The sequence below is a fragment of the Sphingomonas sp. genome, from assembly GCF_019635455.1.
Taxonomy (GTDB): domain Bacteria; phylum Pseudomonadota; class Alphaproteobacteria; order Sphingomonadales; family Sphingomonadaceae; genus Sphingomonas.
On sequence record NZ_JAHBZJ010000009.1, the window covers coordinates 1 to 19,271 of the forward strand.

Sequence of the window (19,271 nt, forward strand, 5' to 3'; positions counted from 1 at the left end):
GTCAGCTGCTCTACCAACTGAGCTATGCGTCCGTTCCGGGTGGCTGGAGGCGTCGTGTCTGACGCTTCCCGCTGTCGGGAGCGGCGCGCCTACCACCCGTCCGGGGGGATTGCAACACCCATGGCGCGGAAAAATGTTACCAGCGCACCGTCTTGCGATTCAGGCGGTTCTCGCGGTCGAGCGCCATCAGGATGCCGATGCAGATCAACGTCGTCATCTGGGCCGAGCCGCCGAAGCTGATGAGGGGGAGGGGGATGCCGACGACCGGCGCCAGGCCCATTACCATCGCCATGTTGATGAAGACGTAGAAGAACAGCGTGGTGGAAATCCCGGCCGCGGTCAGCCGTGCGAACCGGCTTTGTGACCGGATCGCGATCTGGATCCCCCAGCGGATGATGAGGCCCCAGACGAGGATGACGAACAGCCCGCCCATCAGCCCCCATTCCTCCATCATCGTCGCCAGCGCAAAGTCGGTATGCCCTTCCGGCAGATAGTCGAGATGGCTTTGCGTACCGTTGAGGAACCCCTTGCCGAACCAGCCGCCGGATCCGATCGCGATCTTTGACTGGCTGATATGATAGCCGGTCCCAAGCGGGTCGTTCTCGGGATTGAGGAAGGTGAGCACGCGGTTGCGCTGATAATCGTGCAGCACATAGTTGACGACGATCGGGATCGACACCGCCGCGGCCAGCGCGCCGCCGATGAACAGGCGAAGCGGAATGCCCGCCAGGAACATGACGGTGAAACCGCCGGCGGTGATCATCAGCGCGGTGCCAAGATCGGGCTGCATCATGACGAGCGCTGCGGGCATGCCGATCATCACCACGGCGGGCCAGATCGCGCCGAAGCGCCGGATCTCGCCGGCCGGCAGTATTTCGTAGAAGCGTGCGACCGCGAGGATGATCGTTACCTTCATCAGCTCGGACGGCTGGATGCGGATGATCCCGAGTTCAAGCCATCGCTGGCTGCCGCCCTTCACCGCGCCGAGCAGTTCGACGCCGACCAGCATGACCAGGAACAGCGCGTAGAGCGGCAGCGCCAGCATCGACCATATCTCCACCCGCACTCGTGAAAGGGCGAGGGCGAGGCCAAGAAAGGCAACGAAGCGGATCCCCTGCGGCATCGCCCAGCGCGGGGCGCCGCCGGCCGCCGAATAGAGGACCAGCAGGCCGAAGCCGCCGAGCAGGCAGATCAGCAGGATGATGCCCCAGGGAAGCTGGGCGACCGGTGCCGGTACGAAGCCGGGGGTGATCGAACTGCTCTGACGGCTCATTGCGGCGGCGCCGTCGATGTTGCGGGGGGTGAGGACGTCGAAGTGGCGGCCGGCGTCTGCGGTGTCGGCGCGGCGGCGGCACGATCGGGTGTGGCGGATGGCTTTGGTGTCGGGGTGGGCGCCGGCGTCTGGGCCGGGGAAGCGCGGGCCGGGGAGGGGGAGCTGGCAGCGGTGGGCGTCGGCGTCGGCACCGGCGAGGCGCCGGGTTTCGGCGTGGCCGCCGGAAGCCCCTGTTCCTGGCGATATGCCGCCTCGCGCGCGGCCATGCGCGTGCGGATGTCGCCGCCCCATCCCGCCTCGAGCGCGGCAAGCCGGGTCATCGCCTGTTCGCGATCGAACAACCAGGTCAGCACGTCCTTTGCAACCGGTGCTGCGGCGCGGGCGCCGCCCATGCCGTGTTCGATCACCACCGACGCGGCGTAGCGGGGATTATCGACCGGCGCGAAGCAGATGAACAGGCCGTGGTCGCGATATTTCCAGTCGCCGCCCTGTCCGCGGTGCCGGTCCATGATGCGGCGCACCTGCGCGGTACCGGTCTTGCCGCCCATGCGGATCCCGTCGAGCTGGAGCCGCGACGCACCGGCGGTGCCATGCCCGTTCACCACCTCGTCCATCCCGCTGCGGACGATCTCGAGATGCTCCTTGGGGAAGTCGAGGCGTAGCGGGGGCCGGGGCTTGTCGATGATGAGCGAAGGGAGCAGCGAACGCCCCGACGCCAGCCGCGCCGCGGCGAGCGCGAGCTGAAACGGGCTGACCAGCACATATCCCTGTCCGATCGCGGCGTTGAGCGTATCCGACTGGGTCCATTCCTGTTTGAAGCGGCGCTGTTTCCAGGCGCTGTCGGGGACCGTGCCATAGCGTTGGGAGGGGAGGGGAAGTTCGAATTCCTGCCCAAAGCCCAGCTTGCGCGCGGACGCGGCGATCGCCTCGATCCCGACTTCGCGCCCCATGGCGTAGAAATAGGTATTGCAGCTGCGCGCGATCGCGGTGTGCATCGTCATCGAGCCGTGATGGCCAAGACAGCCAAAGCGGCGATTGCCGAGCGTATAGCCGCCATTGCAGAAGACGGTTCGGTTGGGGTCGATCCCCGCGCCCAATACGGCCAGCGCCGTTGCCGGCTTGAACGTCGATCCGGGCGGATACAGGCCCTGAAGCGTCTTGTTCATCAGCGGAAGATGATCGTCGTCGGACAGCATCTTCCACTCGGTCCGGCTGATCCCGTCGGAAAAGGTGTTGGGATCATAGGCGGGCATCGACACCATCGCCAGGATGTCGCCATTGGTGACGTCGAACACGGTGACCGATCCGGATTCGGTGCCGAGCCGGCGCGCGGCATATTCCTGAAGCCCGGCATCGATCGTCAGGCGGACGGTCTCGCCCGGCGTATCGGGGCGGGTGGCGAGTTCGCGCACCAGCTTGCCCCGCGCCGTCACCTCGACACGCTTCGCGCCCGGCTTGCCGCGCAGGCGCGGCTCCAGCATCTTTTCCAGCCCGTCCTTGCCCAGCTTGAACCCGGGGGTGAGCAGCAGCGGGTCCTTGGTTTCCTTATATTGTTCGGCGGTCGCGGTGCCGACATAGCCGACCAGATGGCCCACCGCCGCGCCGGCCGGATAGTTGCGCGCAAAGCCACGGGTCGGCGCGACCCCGGGCAGTTCGGGCAGACGGACGCTGACCGCCGCGAACCGCTCCCAATCGAGATTTTCGGCCACCGCCACCGGCTGGAACCCGGCGGCGCGCTTCAGGTCGGATTCGATCTGCGCGATGTCTTCGGCGGACAGCGCCAGAATGTCGCGCAACTGCGCCAGGACGCGGCCCTTGTCCTCCAGCCGGTCGGGGATGATATCGACGCGGAAATCGGTGCGGTTGTTGGCGACCGGCGCGCCATTGCGATCCACCATCCAGCCCCGACGCGGAGGAATCATCGTCAGGTTGACGCGGTTGCTTTCGGCCAGGAGCTTGTACTTGTCGTTTTCATAGACGGCGAGCCAGGTCATGCGGCTCGCCAGCACGAGGCCCAGCGCGGCCTGCGCCCCGCCGATGAACAGCGCACGGCGCGAAAAGCTGTAGCTTTGCTGCGCCTCGGTGATCATCCGCACCGGACCGCTCATCGCGCCCTCCGCTTGCCGTCGAGCCGCGAAACGAGACGCGACAGGACCGGGAACAGCGCGATCGAGACGAGGATCTGGACCAGCAATACGGTATCGACATGCGCGCCGAGCGGCGTCGCGACCAGCCGGCCGCCGATCAGGCAAAAGCCGATCGCGCCCGCAGCCAGCAGCCAGTCCTGAAAGAAATCACGCCACACGATGCGCGTATCTAGCACATCGATGGCGATGAAGGACACGGTCCAGAACAGCATCGCGCTGCCGAGCGGCTGGCCGCTGACGAGGTCATCGACGAAGCCGAGCAGAAGCGGCGCCCAGGGCTTGAGCAACTCCGGGCGATGGAGCCGCCAGGCGAGCAGCATCATCAGGCCGATCGGGGGCAGAATGGGAAAGGTGGCCTTGAACGGCACCAGCGTGACCAGCGATCCCAGGACGATCGTCAGCGGTGCGAGCCAGGGGCCGCGGGCGGCGCGATCCGGCTTGCCCAGCCCCGCAAAGGGGGTGCCGGTCACCGCGGCGCCGCTTCCGGCGCGCGAACCGTGCTGGCCTCGGGGAAGAACACCTGCTGGACGAGCGCGAAATCGAGCGAATCGGGGCTGGCGAACGGCGTCGCCTCGGCAATGTCGCGGGACCGTGCGCGGACCTGGGCGACGGCGATGTTGGGCGGATAGAGGCCGCCGGCGCCGGAGGTCACGAACGCGTCGCCCGGTTCGAACTGGGTCTGTGCCGACCCGGCGGAGCGGATGTCGATCAGGCCGTCGCCGCGCCCGGCGGCGATCGCGGGCAGGCCGTCGCTGACCCGGCGTACCGGGACGCTGCTTTCCGGGTCGAGGATCAGCAGGACGCGCGCGGTGTTCGGGCTGGCCTCGACGATCCGGCCGATCAGGCCGTTGGGGCCGCGCACCGGCTGGCCCACGCGAACGCCCTGCCAGGTGCCGGCGTTGAGCGTGGCGAAGCGGCGCGTGCTCGACCCCGTGGCGAAGACGAGCCGCGCGGCGACGACCGGGTTTGCCACCCGGTCGCGCAGTTTCAGCAATCCGCGCAGCCGGCGGTTTTCGTGGGTGACCGTGCGCGCCCGCTCCATCAACGTCCGGTTCGCCTCAAGCTCGGCGCGCAGCTTCGCATTTTCGCCGCGCACGCCGAAATAGCCGCTGATCCCGCCCGGCACGCCGGAAACGGTGCGGCGTACCCAGTCCATCCCCGACGCGACCGGGGTGACCAGTTCGGAGAATGTGCCGCGCACGGCGGCGAAGGCGGGCGGGTTGAAGGTCGAGAGGAGAAGCAGGACGACCGCGATCACCGCGCCGCCCACGGCGACGACGTAACTGATGAATAGGCCATATTGCGCCCGTCGCGAAAACCCGGGGCGCCGTTTGAGCGGCGGCGCCATCTTCCCCCCGTTCGATCAGACCGCGAGCAGAACGCCGCGGAACACCGGATCTTCTAGCGCACGACCGGTGCCGAGCGCCACACAGGTCAACGGGTCCTCCGCGACCGTGACGGGCAGACCCGTCTCATCGCGAAGCACTTCGTCGATCCCTTCGAGCAGCGCGCCGCCGCCGGTCAGGACGATTCCCTGATCGACAATGTCCGCCGCCAGTTCCGGTGCGGTGTTTTCCAGCGCGATCCGGACACCCTCGACGATCGTGCCGACCGGTTCGCTCAGCGCCTCGGCGATCTGCCCCTGATTGATCTGGATTTCCTTGGGAACGCCGTTGACCAGATCGCGGCCCTTGATGTGGATCGTCTGGCCGATGCCATCCGCAGGCGGCTTGGCGACGCCGACTTCCTGCTTGATCCGCTCTGCCGTGGCTTCGCCGATCAGCAGATTGTGGTTGCGGCGGACATAGCTGACGATCGCTTCGTCCATCTTGTCGCCACCCACGCGCACGCTGGTCGAATAGGCAAGACCGCGCAGCGAGAGCACCGCAACCTCGGTGGTGCCGCCGCCGATATCGACCACCATGCTGCCGATCGGTTCGGTGACCGGCATGTCGGCGCCGATCGCAGCGGCCATCGGCTCCTCGATCAGCATCACCTGGCTCGCGCCCGCATTGGATGCGGCGTCGCGGATCGCGCGCCGTTCGACGCTGGTCGAGCCGCTGGGGACGCAGATCACGATCTGGGGAAAGCGAAAGAATTTACGCTGGCCGGTGACCTTGCGGATGAAATGCTTGATCATCTCTTCGGCCACGTCGATGTCGGCGATCACGCCGTCGCGCAGGGGGCGAATCGCCTCGATCGATCCGGGCGTCTTGCCCATCATCAGCTTGGCGTCGTCGCCGACCGCCTTCACCTTCTTGATTCCGTTCAGCGTCTCGACCGCCACGACCGACGGTTCGTTCAGGACGACGCCGCGACCGCGCAGATAGACGACGGTGTTGGCGGTTCCCAGATCGATCGCCAGATCATGGGACATCAGCTTGAAAAAGCGGGAAAAAATCATTCTGTCGCACCGTCCTGTCGCAGCCGGCCCGGGCCGCGGGTTCGCACATTCATCTAAATCACGACCCGCCCGAGCGGATCGACTCCGGCCGGGAAAATCAGGCGGATACGGGTCGCGGGATGGCGCCGCTTGGGCTACAGCAGCGTCCATGTCAATACGCCGTCTGCCGGAGCATCTTGTCAACCGGATTGCCGCCGGGGAAGTGGTGGAACGCCCCGCCAGCGCGCTCAAGGAACTGGTCGAGAACGCGATCGACTCGGGGGCGACGCGGATCGTTGTCCGGCTGGGCGGCGGCGGCGTCGATCTGATCGAGGTGACCGACGACGGGTGCGGCATGTCCCCCGCCGAAATGGCGCTGGCGCTGGAGCGGCATGCGACGTCGAAACTGCCCGAGGCTCTCTGGGACCGGGGGGCCATCGACGCGGTCACGACGCTGGGCTTTCGCGGCGAGGCGCTGCCGTCGATCGCGAGCGTGTCGCGCTTCACGGTGGAAAGCCGGCCGCGCGGCGCCGATGGCTGGTCGCGCACTGTGGATAATGGCGCGCTGGCCGGGGAGGGGCCGGCGGCGCTGCCCCCCGGGACGCGGGTGCGCGTGGAGGGCCTGTTCGAAAAGGTGCCGGCCCGACGCAAGTTCCTGCGCTCCGCCCGTGCCGAATATGCCGCCTGTCTCGACGCGGTGAAGCGGCTGGCGATGTCACGGCCAGAGATCGGCTTTTCGGTCGAGCATGACGGGCGCCGCGTGCTCCAGGTGCAGGAGGGGATGACCCGGCCCGAACGCGTGGCGGCGCTGACCGACCGTGCGCTCGCGGAAAACAGCGTCGCGGTGGATCTGGAACGTGAAGGACATGTGCTGGGCGGCGTGGCGGGGATTCCGACCTTCAACCGCGGGGTCGCCGATCACCAATATCTGTTCGTCAACGGACGGCCGGTAAAGGATCGCCTGCTGACCGGCGCGGTGCGCGGGGCCTATGCCGAAATGCTGGCGCGCGACCGGCATCCTGTTGTCGCGCTGTTCCTGGACGTGCCGCCGGATCAGGTGGATGTGAACGTGCATCCGGCCAAGACCGAGGTGCGGTTCCGCGACCCGCAGCTGGCGCGCGGCCTGATCGTCAGCGGCCTGCGCCGCGCGCTTGACGAAGCGGGGCATCGCAGCGTCCAGCGCGCCGACACGGGGGGAATGGAGATGTGGCAGCGCGAGCCGCTCGCGCCGGTGCCGGCGGCACAGGACGCGCTGTGGAATGTGGAGCGCGGCGCGGCGGTGAGCGCGCCCCGGCCCGATGCGGTGTACGAACGCCGGGCGAGCTTCATCGCTCCGCCCCAGGCACGCGCCGAACCGGCGGCGGCGCCGGTGCCGGGCGTTACCAGCTTTCCGCTCGGCGTCGCGCGCGGACAGGTGGCAAAGACCTATATCGTCGCAGAGGCGGAGGATGGGCTGGTGATCGTGGACCAGCATGCCGCGCACGAACGGCTGGTGCTGGAGCGGATGCGCCGGGCCATGGCCGGCGGCACGGTGGCGAGCCAGGCACTGCTGCTGCCCGAGGTGGTCGAACTGGACGAGCCGGCATGCGACCGGTTGGAGGCGCGGATCGCCGAATTGGGCGAGTTCGGGCTGGAACTCGAACGGTTCGGCCCGCGGGCGATGCTGGTGCGGGCGGTTCCGGCGATGCTGGGCGGTGGCGATGTCGCCGGGCTGGTCACCGACATCGCGGACGAACTGGCGGCCTTCGACGAGGCGCTGAGCCTGAAGGAGCGGCTGGATCATGTCGCCGCGACGATGGCGTGCCACGGATCGGTGCGCGCGGGGCGGGTTCTGTCCGTAGCGGAGATGAACGCGCTGCTCCGCGAGATGGAGGTGACCCCGCATTCGGGCCAGTGCAATCATGGCCGCCCGACATGGGTGAAGCTGGCGCATGGCGATATTGAAAAGCTGTTCGGCAGGAAATGAACGGCTTGGCGTCGTTCTCGACTGCTAGCCCGCTCGCAGAATTCAGCACAACCGCACCGCCGGCAGACGGCCCCCATCATGACGGACGGTGTCCGTTTCCGAAATTAGCGGCAACCAGTTCCGATGAGCCGAACCGTGAAATATGTCTCTCGCCGTAGCGAGGTCATGCGTTTGTACTGGTGCATGTGGCGTAAAGGGCTTTGGAAAATACATTTTCTGATATTTTCCGGCGTCGTGGTTATGGCGTCTGTTGCGTTTTTCGATGGCGCGCCCACTTCGTTTCCGGGATATCTGTCGGTCGCAGGCGTCGGACTGCTCCCGATCGCATTCCTTGCGCTGTTTCCGCTCTTCAAATTCAAACCTCAACAGCGAACCCTCACTATCGACGATGAGGGAATCCAGACCACCATTGGACAGCTCAGCAAGCATATTCCCTGGGAAGATGTCGCCAATGCTTCCACAGAGGACGAAAATCTGATCATTCAGGGCCGAAGCCTGAACGCACTGATCATCCCGCGCCGCGCCTTTGAATCTGTTGAGGCGCAGAACGAGTTTGCGAACGTCGTGATGAACCACATGGCAAAGAGCGGCGGCTAACCACCCCAAAACCGGAGGTTGCGATGCGCTCGCGGTCCGCCACGGCGCCGGCCTCCAATCCACTGTCGATCCGGACCTCACCCGTCGCGACGGGTCGAGAGGGTGTTCGGGCGAAAGTCGCGTGTCAGGCACTGACCGATGCAACCTTCGCCCGATCAACGCATTGTTCACCATGAACAGCGTGCTTCCGCGAGGTTGAGATGAACAAGGTCATGCCGGTCGTGTTGGCGATGGTGCCGCTGGTTGCGGTCCTCTCCGCGATCGTGGCGGTTCCCTGACCGCCAGAGTTTCGCCCCCAAGCGAAAAAATGGGGCCGTTCGGAGCGATCCGGGCGGCCCTTTTCGTCGCCCGACTGATGATTCTGCCAGTGGGACCGGCGCCGCTCCGCCCTAAACCACCGGGGCGGGCAGGGCATCGCCACCGCGGCGGCGCCACATCGGTATCGGCGTGCCGTTGTGGCGAGCCGAACCCTGTTCGGGAACGGAGACAGATATGACCGTGAAATCGACCGCCGTCGCTGTGGGGTTCGCCGCCGCACTGCTGGCGTCACCCGCAATAGCCGGACTCGGCTGGCCGGCCGGGACCGGGGCCAGGATCGTGTTCGAAAAAGAACTGCATGACTATGGCACCGTCAAATTCGGGGCGAATGGCACATCGACATTCGTGTTCGAGAACACGGGGGACGCGCCGCTCGTCATCGTCAGTGCAAAGGGAAGCTGTGGTTGTGTCGTGCCGTCATGGCCGAAGGCACCGGTGATGCCGGGCGCTTCCGGCACGATCCAGGTCAAATACGACACGAAACGGCCCGGACCGATCAACAAGAGCGTGACGATCACCAGCAATGCGGTGAACGCGCCGACGATCGTCATCCGGGTCAAGGGAACGGTCGAAGCGGCGCCCGGCGGCGGATGACCGGTTGACGAGGACCGTCTGCCGGGCCGATCGGCTTCGCGCGCTCCTGCCGTTCGCGAACCGCCCCGGGGGGCGACGATCCAAAGGTCGGACGCTTCAAAGGAAAGGGCCGCCGGATCGACTCCGACGGCCCTTTCTGGTCTTGCCGAAGCGGCGAAGGCGATCAGCCCTCGGCCTGCTCCTCGCCCGCGGTCTCTTCGCCGGCGATTTCGCCGACTTCGAGGTTGGGGTCGCGGTCTTCGGTGAAGCCGGCTTCGTCCTTTTCGAACATCGCGGCCATCACATCGACGCCCTGCGCCTGCATCTCGGCCTCTTCGGGCGAGCGGGCGACGTTGACCTTCACGGTCACCGCCACTTCGGCGTGCAGCGCGACCTTGACCTCATACAGGCCGATCGCCTTGATCGGCTTGTCGAGGACGACCTGCGACTTGTTGACCTTGTGGCCGTCGGCGTTGAGCGCCTCGACGATGTCGCGCACCGCGACCGAGCCATAGAGCTGGCCGGTGTTCGACGCCTGGCGGATCAGGGTGACCGAAACGCCCTCAAGGCCCTTCGATTCCTTTTCGGCCTCGGTGCGCTTCGCGGCGTTATCGGCCTCGATGCGTTCGCGATTGGCTTCGAAGACCTTGCGATTGGCGTCGTTGGCGCGGAGCGCCTTCTTGCGCGGAAGCAGGAAGTTGCGGGCGAACCCGTCCTTCACCTTCACGACGTCGCCGATATGGCCGAGCTTCTCGACCCGTTCGAGCAGAATGACTTCCATGGGTCTTGCTCCTTACTTCACGATGAAGGGCAGAAGGCCCAGATGACGGGCGCGCTTGATCGCCACGGCGAGTTCGCGCTGCTTCTTCGCGCTCACCGAAGTGATGCGCGAGGGGACGATCTTGCCGCGCTCGGACACGAAGCCCTGCAACAGACGAACGTCCTTGTAATCGATGCGCGGCGCGTCCTTCGCGGAGAAGGGGCAGCTCTTGCGGCGGCGGAAAAAGGGTCGTGCCATGTCGTTCTACTCCCTCATTCGCCGTCGAAATTGCCGTCGCGGTCGCGGCGGCCACGACGCTCGCGGTCGCCCTTGCGCATCATCACCGAGGGACCCTGCTCATGCTCGTCCACGCGGACGGTCATGTAGCGGATCACGTCTTCGTTGATCTGCGTCTGGCGCTCCAGCTCGGCGACCACGCCGGCCGGCGCGTCGATCTCGAGCATCACGTAATGCGCCTTGCGATTCTTCTGGATCTTGTAGGCCAGGCTGCGAAGACCCCAGGTCTCGGTCTTGACGACCTTGCCCTCATTGTCCTCGACGATCTTGGTGGCGGTTTCCGCCAGTGCGTCCACCTGCGCCTGTGCCAGATCCTGGCGCGCAAGGAACACATGCTCATACAGAGCCATGCGTCTTCCAATCTGTTGGCCGATCGCTGACGCCGCACCATGCGGACGCCCCTCCGGCTGTCGTTCAAATGCGAAAAGCGGTCAGCCGAGGCTGCCGCTCAACGGTGCGCCCCTTACGCGCGGCAATCGGGAAAAGCAAGCGGCGGAGCAACCTCGCTCCGCCGCCGCGACCACCCCCCGGGGTAAAAGGGTGGGTCAAGTTCCCGCCTTAGCGGATCAGGTTGGCGAAGATCGCCGCGACGATCCCGCTGGTCACGCCGACAAGAACGACATCGTGACCCGACTGAACGTAGCGATAGCCGCGCGGCGGCGCCTTCAGACCACGCACATGGCGATAGTCGATCTGGCGATAGTTGCGGGCGTAGCGATGATCGAACCGCTCACCCCGCTTCCACGTGCGGTACCGGACCGGGGTCGCCGTGCGGATCGTGGTCTTCTTCACCGTCACCTTGCCGTTGCCCTTGTGCGTGACGACGGTGCGGGTCTGCTTGGCCGGGGCGGCGGCCGCAGGGGCGGCGAGCATCACCGGGCTGGCGATCATCGAAGCGGCAACCGCCGCAAGCACGAACTTTTTCATGTCATGTCTCCTTGCGCTCTCTCAGCGATCGCCAACAGCGGCGACAGGGACAAATTGGGGGGGCGCTGTCGCGGAAGTTTCGCACGATCGCCCGAAAATGGTCGCCGAATGTCGCAGGCCGCTTGCGTTCGTTCAGCTTTCCGCGCCAAGGGGCGGGAATGACGTTCGAACAAGAGGTGCAGGCGGCTGCGCGGCAGGGAACCGACGCTGCGGTGGCGTTCGTGGCGACGCGTGCGGGCGAGGGCGATGCAGAGGCGATGCTGATGCTGGCCCAGTGGCGGTGCTGGGGCCATTTCGGGCCGCAGGATATCGACACCGCCTATGCGCTGACCGCCGCCGCTGCGGCGACCGGCAACCTTCAGGCGATGCTGACCCAGGCGGCGATGATCGCGACGGCGACCGGCACCCAGCGGGACGAAGCGGCGGCGCGTGCGCTGGTCGAGGGTGCTGCGCCGCGATCGCCGCTCGCCGCCCAGCACCTTGCGATCGCGGACACGATCCCGGCCGGCGCGCCGGCGGTCGAGGTGCTGAGCGAGACGCCCTATGTGGCGCGGGTGCGGGGCCTGATCTCGGCCGAGGCCTGCGCGTTCGTGATGGCGCGTGCGGCGCCGATGCTCCAGCCGTCCTTCGTGATCGATCCGGACACCCAGGCGCGGGTGCCGCACCCGATCCGCACTTCCGCCGGCGCGGCGTTCGCGCCCGTGGACGAGGATCTGGTGATCCACACGGTCAATCTGCGCGCGGCGGAGAGTTCCGGCACCGATATCGGCAATGGCGAGCCGCTGCATGTGCTGCGCTACACGCCGGGGCAGGAATATCGCACGCATCTCGACGCGCTGCCGGGCGTGGAAAATCAGCGGACGCATACGGTGCTGTTCTATCTGAACGGCGACTATGACGGCGGCGAGACCGTGTTTCCGCAGCTTGGCCTGTCGGTGCGGGGCGAGCCGGGCGACGCGCTGATCTTCCGCAATACCTATGACGACGGGCGCGCCGATCCGCGTGCCGAACATGCGGGCCTGCCGGTGCGGGCGGGCGAAAAGTGGCTGGCGACGCGCTGGATCCGCGCGCACCCCTTTCACCCGTGGAAGCCGGAAACCGAGCGATGATCGCGATCGCGCGCCGGCACGGGCCGCGCGACGCCAGATTTGGAGAGTAGAGATGCGAGCATTCATCTTCCCCGGCCAGGGTAGTCAGGCGGTCGGCATGGGCAAGGCGCTGGCGGACGCGAGCGCGGCGGCGCGCGAGGTGTTTCAGGAGGTGGACGAGGCGCTGGGCCAGCATCTGTTCCGCCTGATGACCGAGGGGCCTGAAACCGACCTGACGCTCACCGAAAATGCGCAGCCGGCGATCATGGCGAACGCGATCGCGACGCTGCGCGTGCTGGAGAAGGAGGGCGGGGTGTCGCTGGCGGACAAGGCCGATTTCGTCGCCGGACACTCGCTGGGCGAATATACCGCATTGTGCGCCGCCGGCGCGATCGACCTCAGCACCACGGCGCGCCTGCTCAAGCTGCGCGGGCAGGCGATGCAGGCCGCGGTGCCGGTGGGTGAGGGCGCGATGGCGGCGCTGCTGGGCGCGGACCTGGTCAAGGCGCAGGCGATCGCCGATGCCGCCGCCGATGGCGATGTGTGCGCGGTCGCGAACGACAATGACCCTTCTCAGGTGGTGATTTCCGGCGCGAAGGCGGCGATCGATCGCGCGATCGGGCTGGCCAAGGAACATGGTGCGAAGCGCGCGGTGCTGTTGCCCGTGTCTGCCCCCTTTCACTGCCCGATGATGCAGCCGGCGGCGGACGCGATGGAGGCGGCGCTGGCCGATGTCGGGATCCGTACGCCGCTGGTCCCGGTCTATGCGAACGTCACCGCGTCCCCGGTGCAGGACCCCGACACCATCCGCACGCTGCTGGTCGAACAGGTGACCGGCATGGTGCGCTGGCGCGAATCGGTCGCGGCGATGTTCGACGCCGGCGTGACCGATTTCGCCGAACTGGGCGGCAAGGTGCTGGGTGCGATGGTCAAGCGGATCGCGCCCGACGCGGCGGTGACGAGCGTGGTGACGATGGATGATATCGAAGCGCTGGCGAAGGCGCTCTGAGGAGGATGAACATGTTCGACCTGACAGGCATGACCGCACTGGTGACCGGCGCTTCGGGCGGGATCGGTTCGGCGATCGCGCACGCGCTGGCGGGACAGGGCGCGCGGCTGGCGGTTTCCGGATCCAATGCGGAAAAGCTGGATGCGTTTCGCGCCGATCTGGGCGGGGACCATGTCGCACTGCCGTGCAACCTGTCCGACGGCGCCGCGGTCGATGGCCTGGTGCCACGGGCGGTGGAGGCGCTCGGCAAGCTCGATATCCTGGTCAACAATGCCGGGGTGACGCGCGACAACCTGGCGATGCGGATGAAGGACGAGGAGTGGGACCAGGTGATCCGCGTCAATCTGGAGGCCGCGTTTCGCCTGGCCCGCGCCGCCGCCAAGCCGATGATGAAGGCGCGGTTCGGCCGGATCATCTCGATCACCTCGGTGGTTGGCGCGACCGGCAATCCCGGCCAGGCGAATTACGCCGCGTCGAAGGCCGGGCTGGTCGGCATGTCCAAGGCGCTGGCGCAGGAACTGGCAAGTCGCGGCATCACCGTGAACTGCGTCGCGCCCGGTTTCATCCGCTCGGCGATGACCGATGTCCTGCCCGAGGCGCAGAAGACCGCGCTGCTGGGCCGCATTCCCGCCGGCGATCTGGGCCAGGGGGAGGATATCGGCGCGGCGGTCGTCTACCTCGCCAGCCGGGAGGCGGGATATGTCACCGGCCAGACGCTGCATGTGAACGGCGGCATGGCGATGTTGTGATCGCGCACCGATCGCCGCCGCCCCCCTTGCGCGGGCGCGGGCGGCGTTCTAGGTGCGTTCAGGATAGCAGATTCAACCCAATAAGAAGGAACAGGGTAATGAGCGAGACCGCCGACCGCGTGAAGAAGATCGTCGTCGAGCATCTCGGCGTCGAAGCCGACAAGGTGACCGAGGACGCCAGCTTCATCGACGATCTGGGTGCGGACAGCCTCGACATCGTCGAGCTGGTCATGGCGTTCGAGGAAGAGTTCGGTGTGGAAATCCCGGACGACGCCGCGGAAAAGATCACGACCGTGAAGGACGCGATCACCTATATCGACGAAAATCAGGGCTAAGCGGTTTCCGCATGGCCGCCCGCATGGGCAGGATTTGACGAACGGCTTCCCGTTCCCGAAAGGGGTGGGGAGCCGTTTCGCTTTGTTGAGAAGTTTGCCGGAGAGAAGTTATGCGTCGCGTCGTCGTGACTGGCCTTGGTCTCGTGACCCCGCTGGGTGCCGATGTGGAGACCGCGTGGAAGAATATCATCGCGTCGAAATCGGGCGCGGGGACGATCACGCGGTTCGATGCCACCGATTTCCAGAGCAATTATGCCTGTGAGGTGAAGCCCGCGGACCATGAATATGGGTTCGACGCGGGCAAGCGGGTGGATCACAAGATCCAGCGCCAGGTCGATCCCTTCATCGTCTATGGCATCGACGCCGCCGGCCAGGCGCTGGAGGATGCGGGCCTGACCGACATGTCGGAAGAGGAACGGCTGCGCGCCGGCTGTTCGATCGGATCGGGGATCGGCGGCCTGCCCGGCATCGAAAGCGAATCGCTGGTGCTGGCTGAAAAGGGGCCGAAGCGCGTATCGCCGCATTTCGTCCATGGCCGGCTGATCAACCTGATCTCGGGCCAGGTATCGATCAAATACGGGCTGATGGGGCCGAATCATGCGGTCGTCACCGCGTGCTCGACCGGGGCGCATTCGATCGGCGACGCCGCGCGCATGATCGCGATGGACGATGCCGATGTGATGCTGGCCGGCGGCGCGGAAAGCGCGATCTGTCCGATCGGCATCGCCGGTTTCGGCCAGGCGCGCGCGCTGTCGACCGGCTTTCGCGACGAGCCGTGGCGCGCCAGCCGGCCCTATGACGTCGCACGCGACGGATTCGTGATGGGCGAGGGCGCGGGCGTGGTGGTGCTCGAGGAATATGAGCACGCCAAGGCGCGTGGTGCGAAAATCTATGCCGAGGTGATCGGCTATGGCCTGTCGGGCGATGCCTATCATGTGACCGCCCCGCATCCCGAAGGCTCCGGCGCGTTCCGTTCGATGCAGATGGCGATGAAGAAATCCGGCCTGGCGCTGGAGGATATCGACTATATCAACGCGCACGGCACCTCGACCCCGCTCGGCGACGAACTGGAGCTGGGCGCGGTGCGCAAGCTGTTCGGGAGCGCGATCGGATCGCTGTCGATGTCGTCCACCAAATCGGCGATCGGCCATCTGCTGGGCGGCGCCGGGGCGGTGGAGAGCATCTTCTGCATCCTGGCGATGCGCGACCAGATCGCGCCGCCGACGCTGAACCTGGACAATCCCAGCGAGAATTGCGCTGGCGTCGATCTCGTCCCGCACAAGGCGAAGGAGCGGAAGGTGAAGGCGGTGCTGAACAACTCGTTCGGCTTTGGCGGCACCAATGCCTCGCTGGTGATGAAGGCGGTCTGACGCCGGGAGAGGGGGGATGATGCGCAAGCTCGGCTGTTTCGGCTTCCTCATCGCCCTCGCGCTGATCGCGGGCGCGTTCTGGGCGGTGCATTTGTGGGGCGGCGCCGGCCCGTTGCAGAGGAACGCCAGCGTCGTCGTGCCGGAGGGGGCGACGATGACCGCCGCGTCGAACCAGCTGGCGAAGGCGGGGGCGATCCGCTCGCCCCGGTTGTTCGTGTGGCTCGCGCGCATCTTCGGTGGCGATACCCCGATCCAGGCGGGCGAATATCGCCTGCCCGCGCATATCAGCCAGGCCGATATCCTGAAGATGATGCAGGGCGGCAAGACGCTCCAGCGCTTCGTCATGATCCCTGAGGGTATGCCCTCGATCATGGTCCATGAGCGGCTGATGGCGGCGCCGCAACTCGACGGCAAGGTCGCGGTGCCGGTCGAGGGGACGGTGCTGCCCGACAGCTATGCCTATAATCGCGGCGATACGCGGCAGGCGGTGCTGGACCGGATGCAGGCGGCAATGGTGAAATATCTCGCCGCCGCCTGGACGAAGCGCAAGCCGAACATCGCCGTCAGCACCCCGCGTGAGGCGCTGATCCTGGCCTCCATCGTCGAGAAGGAAACCGGCAAGCCCGAGGAACGGCGGATGGTGGCTGCGGTCTATTCCAACCGGCTGAAACGCGGAATGCCGCTTCAGGCCGATCCGACCGTGATCTATCCGGTGACGAAGGGCAAGCCGCTCGGCCGCCGCATCCTGCGCTCCGAACTTCAGGCGGACAATGGCTACAACACCTATGCGATGACCGGCCTGCCGCTCGGCCCGATCGCCAATCCGGGACGGGCGAGCATCGATGCGGTGCTGGACCCGGCGGAATCGCAGGCGCTGTATTTCGTCGCCGACGGCACCGGCGGACATGTGTTCGCCGACACGCTGGAACAGCATAATGCGAATGTGCAGAAATGGTATGCGATCCGCCGTTCGCGCGGGGAGATGTGAGGGCGATCGCGCCGTGGCTGGCGATGCTGGCCGCCCTGGCGATGCCGATCGCACCGGCGGCGCAGGCACGCCCGCTGGTGGCCGACGCCGCGCTCGAACAGCGGCTTGAGGATCTCTATCAGCTCGCCGCGCGCATCTATGCCTATGACCGCGCGGCGTGGGTGGCGACCGACGCGCTCTTCGCCAAGGTGGGCCGTGGCGCTGAATTGAGCGGCGTGCGGGGGTGGGTGGTGACGCCTGACGGTGCCGATCTGATCGTCACCTTTTTCCAGGGTGAGGGGGCGCAACGCACCAGCTTCTTCGTGGCCCGCACCCGGGAGGGGCGCGTGGTCGAGGCCGAACGGTCGCAGGAGGCGACCGCGTTGACGCCGACCCAGCAGCGGCTGATCGGCGCGCGCGACGCGGCGGCGGACGAGGCCCGGCGACAGGGCTACACACCCTGCACGCAGGCGCCGTTCAATCCGGTGGTGCTTCCGGACGGTGGCGACGACGCGCCGATCCGGGTGTACCTGTTGTCGGCACAGACCCAAAACGGAAGCTGGCCGTTGGGAGGGCATTATCTCGTCCGCATCAATGTCGACGGGACGGTCCGCGATCACCGCCGTTATGCCAAGGGGTGCATGGACATGCAGCGGCCGGAGGGGGCGAAGCCCGCAGCGATCGTCGTCACCCATCTGCTCGATCCGCAACCGACCGAGATTCACGTCTTTTCCGCGATGACCTCCCGCCTGCCGATCTTTGTCGCGACGACCGATCGCAAGCTGTGGCGGGTCGATTCCACAGGTATCGCGCCGATCGGAGACTAGCCGCCGCCTATTTCAGGATCGTTTCCGCATCGACGATCCGGATGTCGTGCATCTGGCGCAGATAGGCCTCGAAATAGGGTTTGTGCGACGCGCCCACGATCGTCAGCAGGCGCGAGCCGGGGGCGGCCGCCAGCGTTTCGCGGATATTGGCGACCATGCGCAGATTCCGGACCTCCCACGCGCCGGTATATTGCCGGCCAAACCGCTGGGGCGAGGGATCGCGCAACGCGGCGCCGAAATCGCTGCGATAGATGAGCGGGAAGGTCGCCGGATCGTTGAAGCCACGATAGAGCGCGAGCAGGCCACCCGGCGCCGTGATGCCCGCCATCAACCGGTCGCCATCCTTTCGACGCGCCGTCGATGCGGGGTTGTCCCATTGCTTTTGAACGGCGGCGAAAAAGGCGGAGGGATCCGAAATGGCAAGGTCAGAGGTGTGATCGTCGGTCGCGAACACCCGCTCCAGGCCCAGTCGCGCGGCGAGCGGCGCGGCGATCGCGTAATTTTCGTTATGCCGTGTCCGCAGCTTTTCGAGCGCGGCGACGAGGGTATCGTCCAGCCCGTCGCCGGCGCGGCGCTCCGCCTCTGGCAGGCGAAGCCACTGGACGAGCGCGGAGGCCGGTTCACCCCCGGCGAGGAACAGCGCGGCGAGCCGCCGTCGCGTCGATGCGGGCGGCGCGGTGCCAAGCGTGGCGAGCAGCGTGTCGGCCTCCGCCGTCGCGGCGGGGACGTCCAGGCCGGTCGCGGCGCGGGCGGGGGCGACGTCCCAACAATAATCCGCCACCGTCTCTTTCCAGCGCGCGGGGAAGCTGCGCAGATATGCGCACTGCATCCCCGACAGCGCCTCGATCGTGACGATCTGTGGGCGATAGGCGGCGAGCTTGGCCAGGAGCGGTTCGAAGCTGGCCGGATAGCGGTCCTTTGGAATACCCGACAGATGCGGCGTGCCGAGCACCAGCACCTGGTTGGCGGGCGTCACCGGGGGCTTTTGCGCGGCGAGGTCGAACGCCTGGGGCGAACCGGCAGCGAGGACGAGGGCGGAGAGGAACTTCAACATCGCCGACTGTATTGCATGTACAATACAGTCGGGTCAACGCATCAGCGAAGACCCGCCGCCTCGCGCGCCAGCGCCTCGACCTCGGCCATGTCCGCGCCCTTTGGCGTGACCCAGCTGCCGCCCACGCACAGGACGGGATCGAAGCCGAGCCAGTCGGGCGCCGTCGCCGCGCTGACCCCGCCGGTGGGGCAGAACTTCGCCTCGTAGAACGGCGCGGCGAGTGCCTTCAACGCCTTCAGTCCGCCGCTGGTCTCCGCCGGAAAGAATTTGAAATGGCGCAGGCCCAGGTCATATCCGCGCATGATGTCGCCGGCATTGGCGATCCCCGGCAGGAACGGGACGCCGCTATCGACGATCACCCGGCCGAGATGTTCGGTCAGGCCCGGGGAGACGATGAACTCCGCACCGGCGTCCATCACCTGTGCGAACTGATCGGTATTCACGACCGTCCCGGCGCCGACGATCGCGCCGTCCACCTGCTTCATTTCGCGGATCGCATCGAGCGCGGCGGGGGTTCGCATCGTCACTTCGAGCACGCGCAGCCCGCCCTTGACGAGCGCCTGAGCCAGCGGGCGGGCGGTGGCGGCGTCGTCGATCACCAGCACCGGGATGACGGCGCTGGTGCGCATGA

General features: G+C 66.7%; 21 protein-coding genes. 10 read left to right on the forward strand and 11 right to left on the reverse strand.

Translation table 11 applies throughout. The annotated features are described in order from the left end of the window. Positions 1 to 136: 136 nt before the first annotated feature. From rodA to KF783_RS11435, 5 genes are read right to left on the reverse strand one after another with little or no spacing between them, the layout of a single operon-like run. Positions 137 to 1,273 (reverse strand): rod shape-determining protein RodA, encoded by a 1,137-nt coding sequence (gene rodA, locus KF783_RS11415; RefSeq protein ID WP_294079422.1) that lies wholly within the window; start codon positions 1,271 to 1,273, stop codon positions 137 to 139. After that, positions 1,270 to 3,381: a penicillin-binding protein 2 gene (gene mrdA, locus KF783_RS11420; RefSeq protein WP_294079424.1), complete on the reverse strand. Its 2,112-nt coding sequence runs from the start codon at positions 3,379 to 3,381 to the stop codon at positions 1,270 to 1,272. The genes rodA and mrdA overlap by 4 nt, the downstream gene beginning before the upstream one ends. Beyond that, positions 3,378 to 3,890, reverse strand: coding sequence for a rod shape-determining protein MreD (gene mreD / locus KF783_RS11425; protein WP_294079426.1), 513 nt, complete (start codon positions 3,888 to 3,890; stop codon positions 3,378 to 3,380). Before mreD ends, mrdA begins: the two co-directional genes overlap by 4 nt. Continuing rightward, positions 3,887 to 4,768, reverse strand: a complete 882-nt coding sequence (mreC, locus tag KF783_RS11430) for a rod shape-determining protein MreC (RefSeq protein WP_294079428.1) — start codon at positions 4,766 to 4,768, stop codon at positions 3,887 to 3,889. Before mreC ends, mreD begins: the two co-directional genes overlap by 4 nt. A 15-nt stretch (positions 4,769 to 4,783) precedes the next feature. Then, on the reverse strand, positions 4,784 to 5,824 hold the full coding sequence (locus tag KF783_RS11435) for a rod shape-determining protein (RefSeq protein ID WP_294079430.1): 1,041 nt from the start codon (positions 5,822 to 5,824) through the stop codon (positions 4,784 to 4,786). A gap of 148 nt (positions 5,825 to 5,972) precedes the next feature. Here KF783_RS11435 and mutL point away from each other — a divergent pair, with 148 nt between their 5' ends. The 3 genes from mutL to KF783_RS11450 all read left to right on the forward strand — a co-directional run bounded on the left by mutL (position 5,973) and on the right by KF783_RS11450 (position 9,278). Next, positions 5,973 to 7,769 carry a DNA mismatch repair endonuclease MutL gene (mutL, locus tag KF783_RS11440; RefSeq protein ID WP_294079433.1) on the forward strand — a complete coding sequence of 599 codons (1,797 nt, stop codon included), beginning with the start codon at positions 5,973 to 5,975 and terminating at the stop codon, positions 7,767 to 7,769. Between the two features lie 123 nt (positions 7,770 to 7,892). Further along, positions 7,893 to 8,366, forward strand: a complete 474-nt coding sequence (locus tag KF783_RS11445; RefSeq protein WP_294079435.1) for a YcxB family protein — start codon at positions 7,893 to 7,895, stop codon at positions 8,364 to 8,366. Positions 8,367 to 8,858: 492 nt separating this feature from the next. Next, positions 8,859 to 9,278 (forward strand): DUF1573 domain-containing protein, encoded by a 420-nt coding sequence (locus KF783_RS11450; RefSeq protein WP_294079437.1) that lies wholly within the window; start codon positions 8,859 to 8,861, stop codon positions 9,276 to 9,278. Between the two features lie 163 nt (positions 9,279 to 9,441). Here the strand turns inward: KF783_RS11450 and rplI are convergent, their stop codons facing one another. From rplI to KF783_RS11470, 4 genes are all read right to left on the reverse strand, one after another. After that, complete coding sequence (rplI, locus tag KF783_RS11455; RefSeq protein WP_294079438.1) at positions 9,442 to 10,038, reverse strand: 50S ribosomal protein L9; 597 nt, start codon at positions 10,036 to 10,038, stop codon at positions 9,442 to 9,444. Between the two features lie 12 nt (positions 10,039 to 10,050). Further along, positions 10,051 to 10,275: a 30S ribosomal protein S18 gene (gene rpsR, locus KF783_RS11460; RefSeq protein ID WP_069321915.1), complete on the reverse strand. Its 225-nt coding sequence runs from the start codon at positions 10,273 to 10,275 to the stop codon at positions 10,051 to 10,053. A gap of 14 nt (positions 10,276 to 10,289) precedes the next feature. Beyond that, positions 10,290 to 10,664, reverse strand: coding sequence for a 30S ribosomal protein S6 (gene rpsF / locus KF783_RS11465; RefSeq protein ID WP_294079444.1), 375 nt, complete (start codon positions 10,662 to 10,664; stop codon positions 10,290 to 10,292). 208 nt (positions 10,665 to 10,872) lie between these two features. Then, positions 10,873 to 11,241 (reverse strand): RcnB family protein, encoded by a 369-nt coding sequence (locus tag KF783_RS11470; protein WP_294079446.1) that lies wholly within the window; start codon positions 11,239 to 11,241, stop codon positions 10,873 to 10,875. Positions 11,242 to 11,399: 158 nt separating this feature from the next. Here KF783_RS11470 and KF783_RS11475 point away from each other — a divergent pair, with 158 nt between their 5' ends. The 7 genes from KF783_RS11475 to KF783_RS11505 all read left to right on the forward strand — a co-directional run bounded on the left by KF783_RS11475 (position 11,400) and on the right by KF783_RS11505 (position 17,586). Beyond that, the gene (locus tag KF783_RS11475; protein ID WP_294079448.1) at positions 11,400 to 12,350 is read left to right on the forward strand and encodes a 2OG-Fe(II) oxygenase; all 951 of its coding nucleotides are present in this window, start codon (positions 11,400 to 11,402) and stop codon (positions 12,348 to 12,350) included. A gap of 52 nt (positions 12,351 to 12,402) precedes the next feature. Further along, a complete protein-coding gene (gene fabD, locus KF783_RS11480; RefSeq protein WP_294079450.1) occupies positions 12,403 to 13,338 on the forward strand; it encodes an ACP S-malonyltransferase in 936 nt (311 codons plus the stop codon). A gap of 11 nt (positions 13,339 to 13,349) precedes the next feature. Beyond that, entirely contained in the window at positions 13,350 to 14,087 is a 738-nt protein-coding gene (fabG, locus tag KF783_RS11485; protein ID WP_294079452.1) for a 3-oxoacyl-[acyl-carrier-protein] reductase, read from the forward strand. 98 nt (positions 14,088 to 14,185) lie between these two features. Continuing rightward, complete coding sequence (locus KF783_RS11490; protein WP_066662604.1) at positions 14,186 to 14,422, forward strand: acyl carrier protein; 237 nt, start codon at positions 14,186 to 14,188, stop codon at positions 14,420 to 14,422. 110 nt (positions 14,423 to 14,532) lie between these two features. Continuing rightward, positions 14,533 to 15,792, forward strand: coding sequence for a beta-ketoacyl-ACP synthase II (fabF, locus tag KF783_RS11495; protein ID WP_294079453.1), 1,260 nt, complete (start codon positions 14,533 to 14,535; stop codon positions 15,790 to 15,792). A 19-nt stretch (positions 15,793 to 15,811) separates the two neighbouring features. Beyond that, a complete protein-coding gene (gene mltG / locus KF783_RS11500; protein ID WP_294079745.1) occupies positions 15,812 to 16,780 on the forward strand; it encodes an endolytic transglycosylase MltG in 969 nt (322 codons plus the stop codon). Beyond that, positions 16,777 to 17,586, forward strand: a complete 810-nt coding sequence (locus KF783_RS11505; protein WP_294079455.1) for a hypothetical protein — start codon at positions 16,777 to 16,779, stop codon at positions 17,584 to 17,586. The genes mltG and KF783_RS11505 overlap by 4 nt, the downstream gene beginning before the upstream one ends. Positions 17,587 to 17,593: 7 nt before the next feature. Here the strand turns inward: KF783_RS11505 and KF783_RS11510 are convergent, their stop codons facing one another. Together KF783_RS11510 and eda are read right to left on the reverse strand one after the other, a co-directional pair. Continuing rightward, positions 17,594 to 18,640, reverse strand: a complete 1,047-nt coding sequence (locus tag KF783_RS11510) for a DUF5694 domain-containing protein (RefSeq protein ID WP_294079457.1) — start codon at positions 18,638 to 18,640, stop codon at positions 17,594 to 17,596. A gap of 41 nt (positions 18,641 to 18,681) precedes the next feature. After that, positions 18,682 to 19,269: a bifunctional 4-hydroxy-2-oxoglutarate aldolase/2-dehydro-3-deoxy-phosphogluconate aldolase gene (gene eda, locus KF783_RS11515; RefSeq protein ID WP_294079747.1), complete on the reverse strand. Its 588-nt coding sequence runs from the start codon at positions 19,267 to 19,269 to the stop codon at positions 18,682 to 18,684. Between the last annotated feature and the right edge of the window lie 2 nt (positions 19,270 to 19,271).

What these genes read in the sequence shown, in the direction of transcription:
- rodA (WP_294079422.1), bottom strand. Translation starts at nt 1,273, where the DNA reads ATGAGCCGTCAGAGCAGTTCGATCACCCCCGGCTTCGTACCGGCACCG.
- mrdA (WP_294079424.1), bottom strand. Translation starts at nt 3,381, where the DNA reads ATGAGCGGTCCGGTGCGGATGATCACCGAGGCGCAGCAAAGCTACAGC.
- mreC (WP_294079428.1), bottom strand. Translation starts at nt 4,768, where the DNA reads ATGGCGCCGCCGCTCAAACGGCGCCCCGGGTTTTCGCGACGGGCGCAA.
- KF783_RS11435 (WP_294079430.1), bottom strand. Translation starts at nt 5,824, where the DNA reads ATGATTTTTTCCCGCTTTTTCAAGCTGATGTCCCATGATCTGGCGATC.
- mutL (WP_294079433.1), top strand. Translation starts at nt 5,973, where the DNA reads ATGTCAATACGCCGTCTGCCGGAGCATCTTGTCAACCGGATTGCCGCC.
- KF783_RS11445 (WP_294079435.1), top strand. Translation starts at nt 7,893, where the DNA reads ATGAGCCGAACCGTGAAATATGTCTCTCGCCGTAGCGAGGTCATGCGT.
- KF783_RS11450 (WP_294079437.1), top strand. Translation starts at nt 8,859, where the DNA reads ATGACCGTGAAATCGACCGCCGTCGCTGTGGGGTTCGCCGCCGCACTG.
- rplI (WP_294079438.1), bottom strand. Translation starts at nt 10,038, where the DNA reads ATGGAAGTCATTCTGCTCGAACGGGTCGAGAAGCTCGGCCATATCGGC.
- rpsR (WP_069321915.1), bottom strand. Translation starts at nt 10,275, where the DNA reads ATGGCACGACCCTTTTTCCGCCGCCGCAAGAGCTGCCCCTTCTCCGCG.
- rpsF (WP_294079444.1), bottom strand. Translation starts at nt 10,664, where the DNA reads ATGGCTCTGTATGAGCATGTGTTCCTTGCGCGCCAGGATCTGGCACAG.
- KF783_RS11470 (WP_294079446.1), bottom strand. Translation starts at nt 11,241, where the DNA reads ATGAAAAAGTTCGTGCTTGCGGCGGTTGCCGCTTCGATGATCGCCAGC.
- KF783_RS11475 (WP_294079448.1), top strand. Translation starts at nt 11,400, where the DNA reads ATGACGTTCGAACAAGAGGTGCAGGCGGCTGCGCGGCAGGGAACCGAC.
- fabD (WP_294079450.1), top strand. Translation starts at nt 12,403, where the DNA reads ATGCGAGCATTCATCTTCCCCGGCCAGGGTAGTCAGGCGGTCGGCATG.
- fabG (WP_294079452.1), top strand. Translation starts at nt 13,350, where the DNA reads ATGTTCGACCTGACAGGCATGACCGCACTGGTGACCGGCGCTTCGGGC.
- KF783_RS11490 (WP_066662604.1), top strand. Translation starts at nt 14,186, where the DNA reads ATGAGCGAGACCGCCGACCGCGTGAAGAAGATCGTCGTCGAGCATCTC.
- fabF (WP_294079453.1), top strand. Translation starts at nt 14,533, where the DNA reads ATGCGTCGCGTCGTCGTGACTGGCCTTGGTCTCGTGACCCCGCTGGGT.
- mltG (WP_294079745.1), top strand. Translation starts at nt 15,812, where the DNA reads ATGCGCAAGCTCGGCTGTTTCGGCTTCCTCATCGCCCTCGCGCTGATC.
- KF783_RS11510 (WP_294079457.1), bottom strand. Translation starts at nt 18,640, where the DNA reads ATGTTGAAGTTCCTCTCCGCCCTCGTCCTCGCTGCCGGTTCGCCCCAG.
- eda (WP_294079747.1), bottom strand. Translation starts at nt 19,269, where the DNA reads ATGCGCACCAGCGCCGTCATCCCGGTGCTGGTGATCGACGACGCCGCC.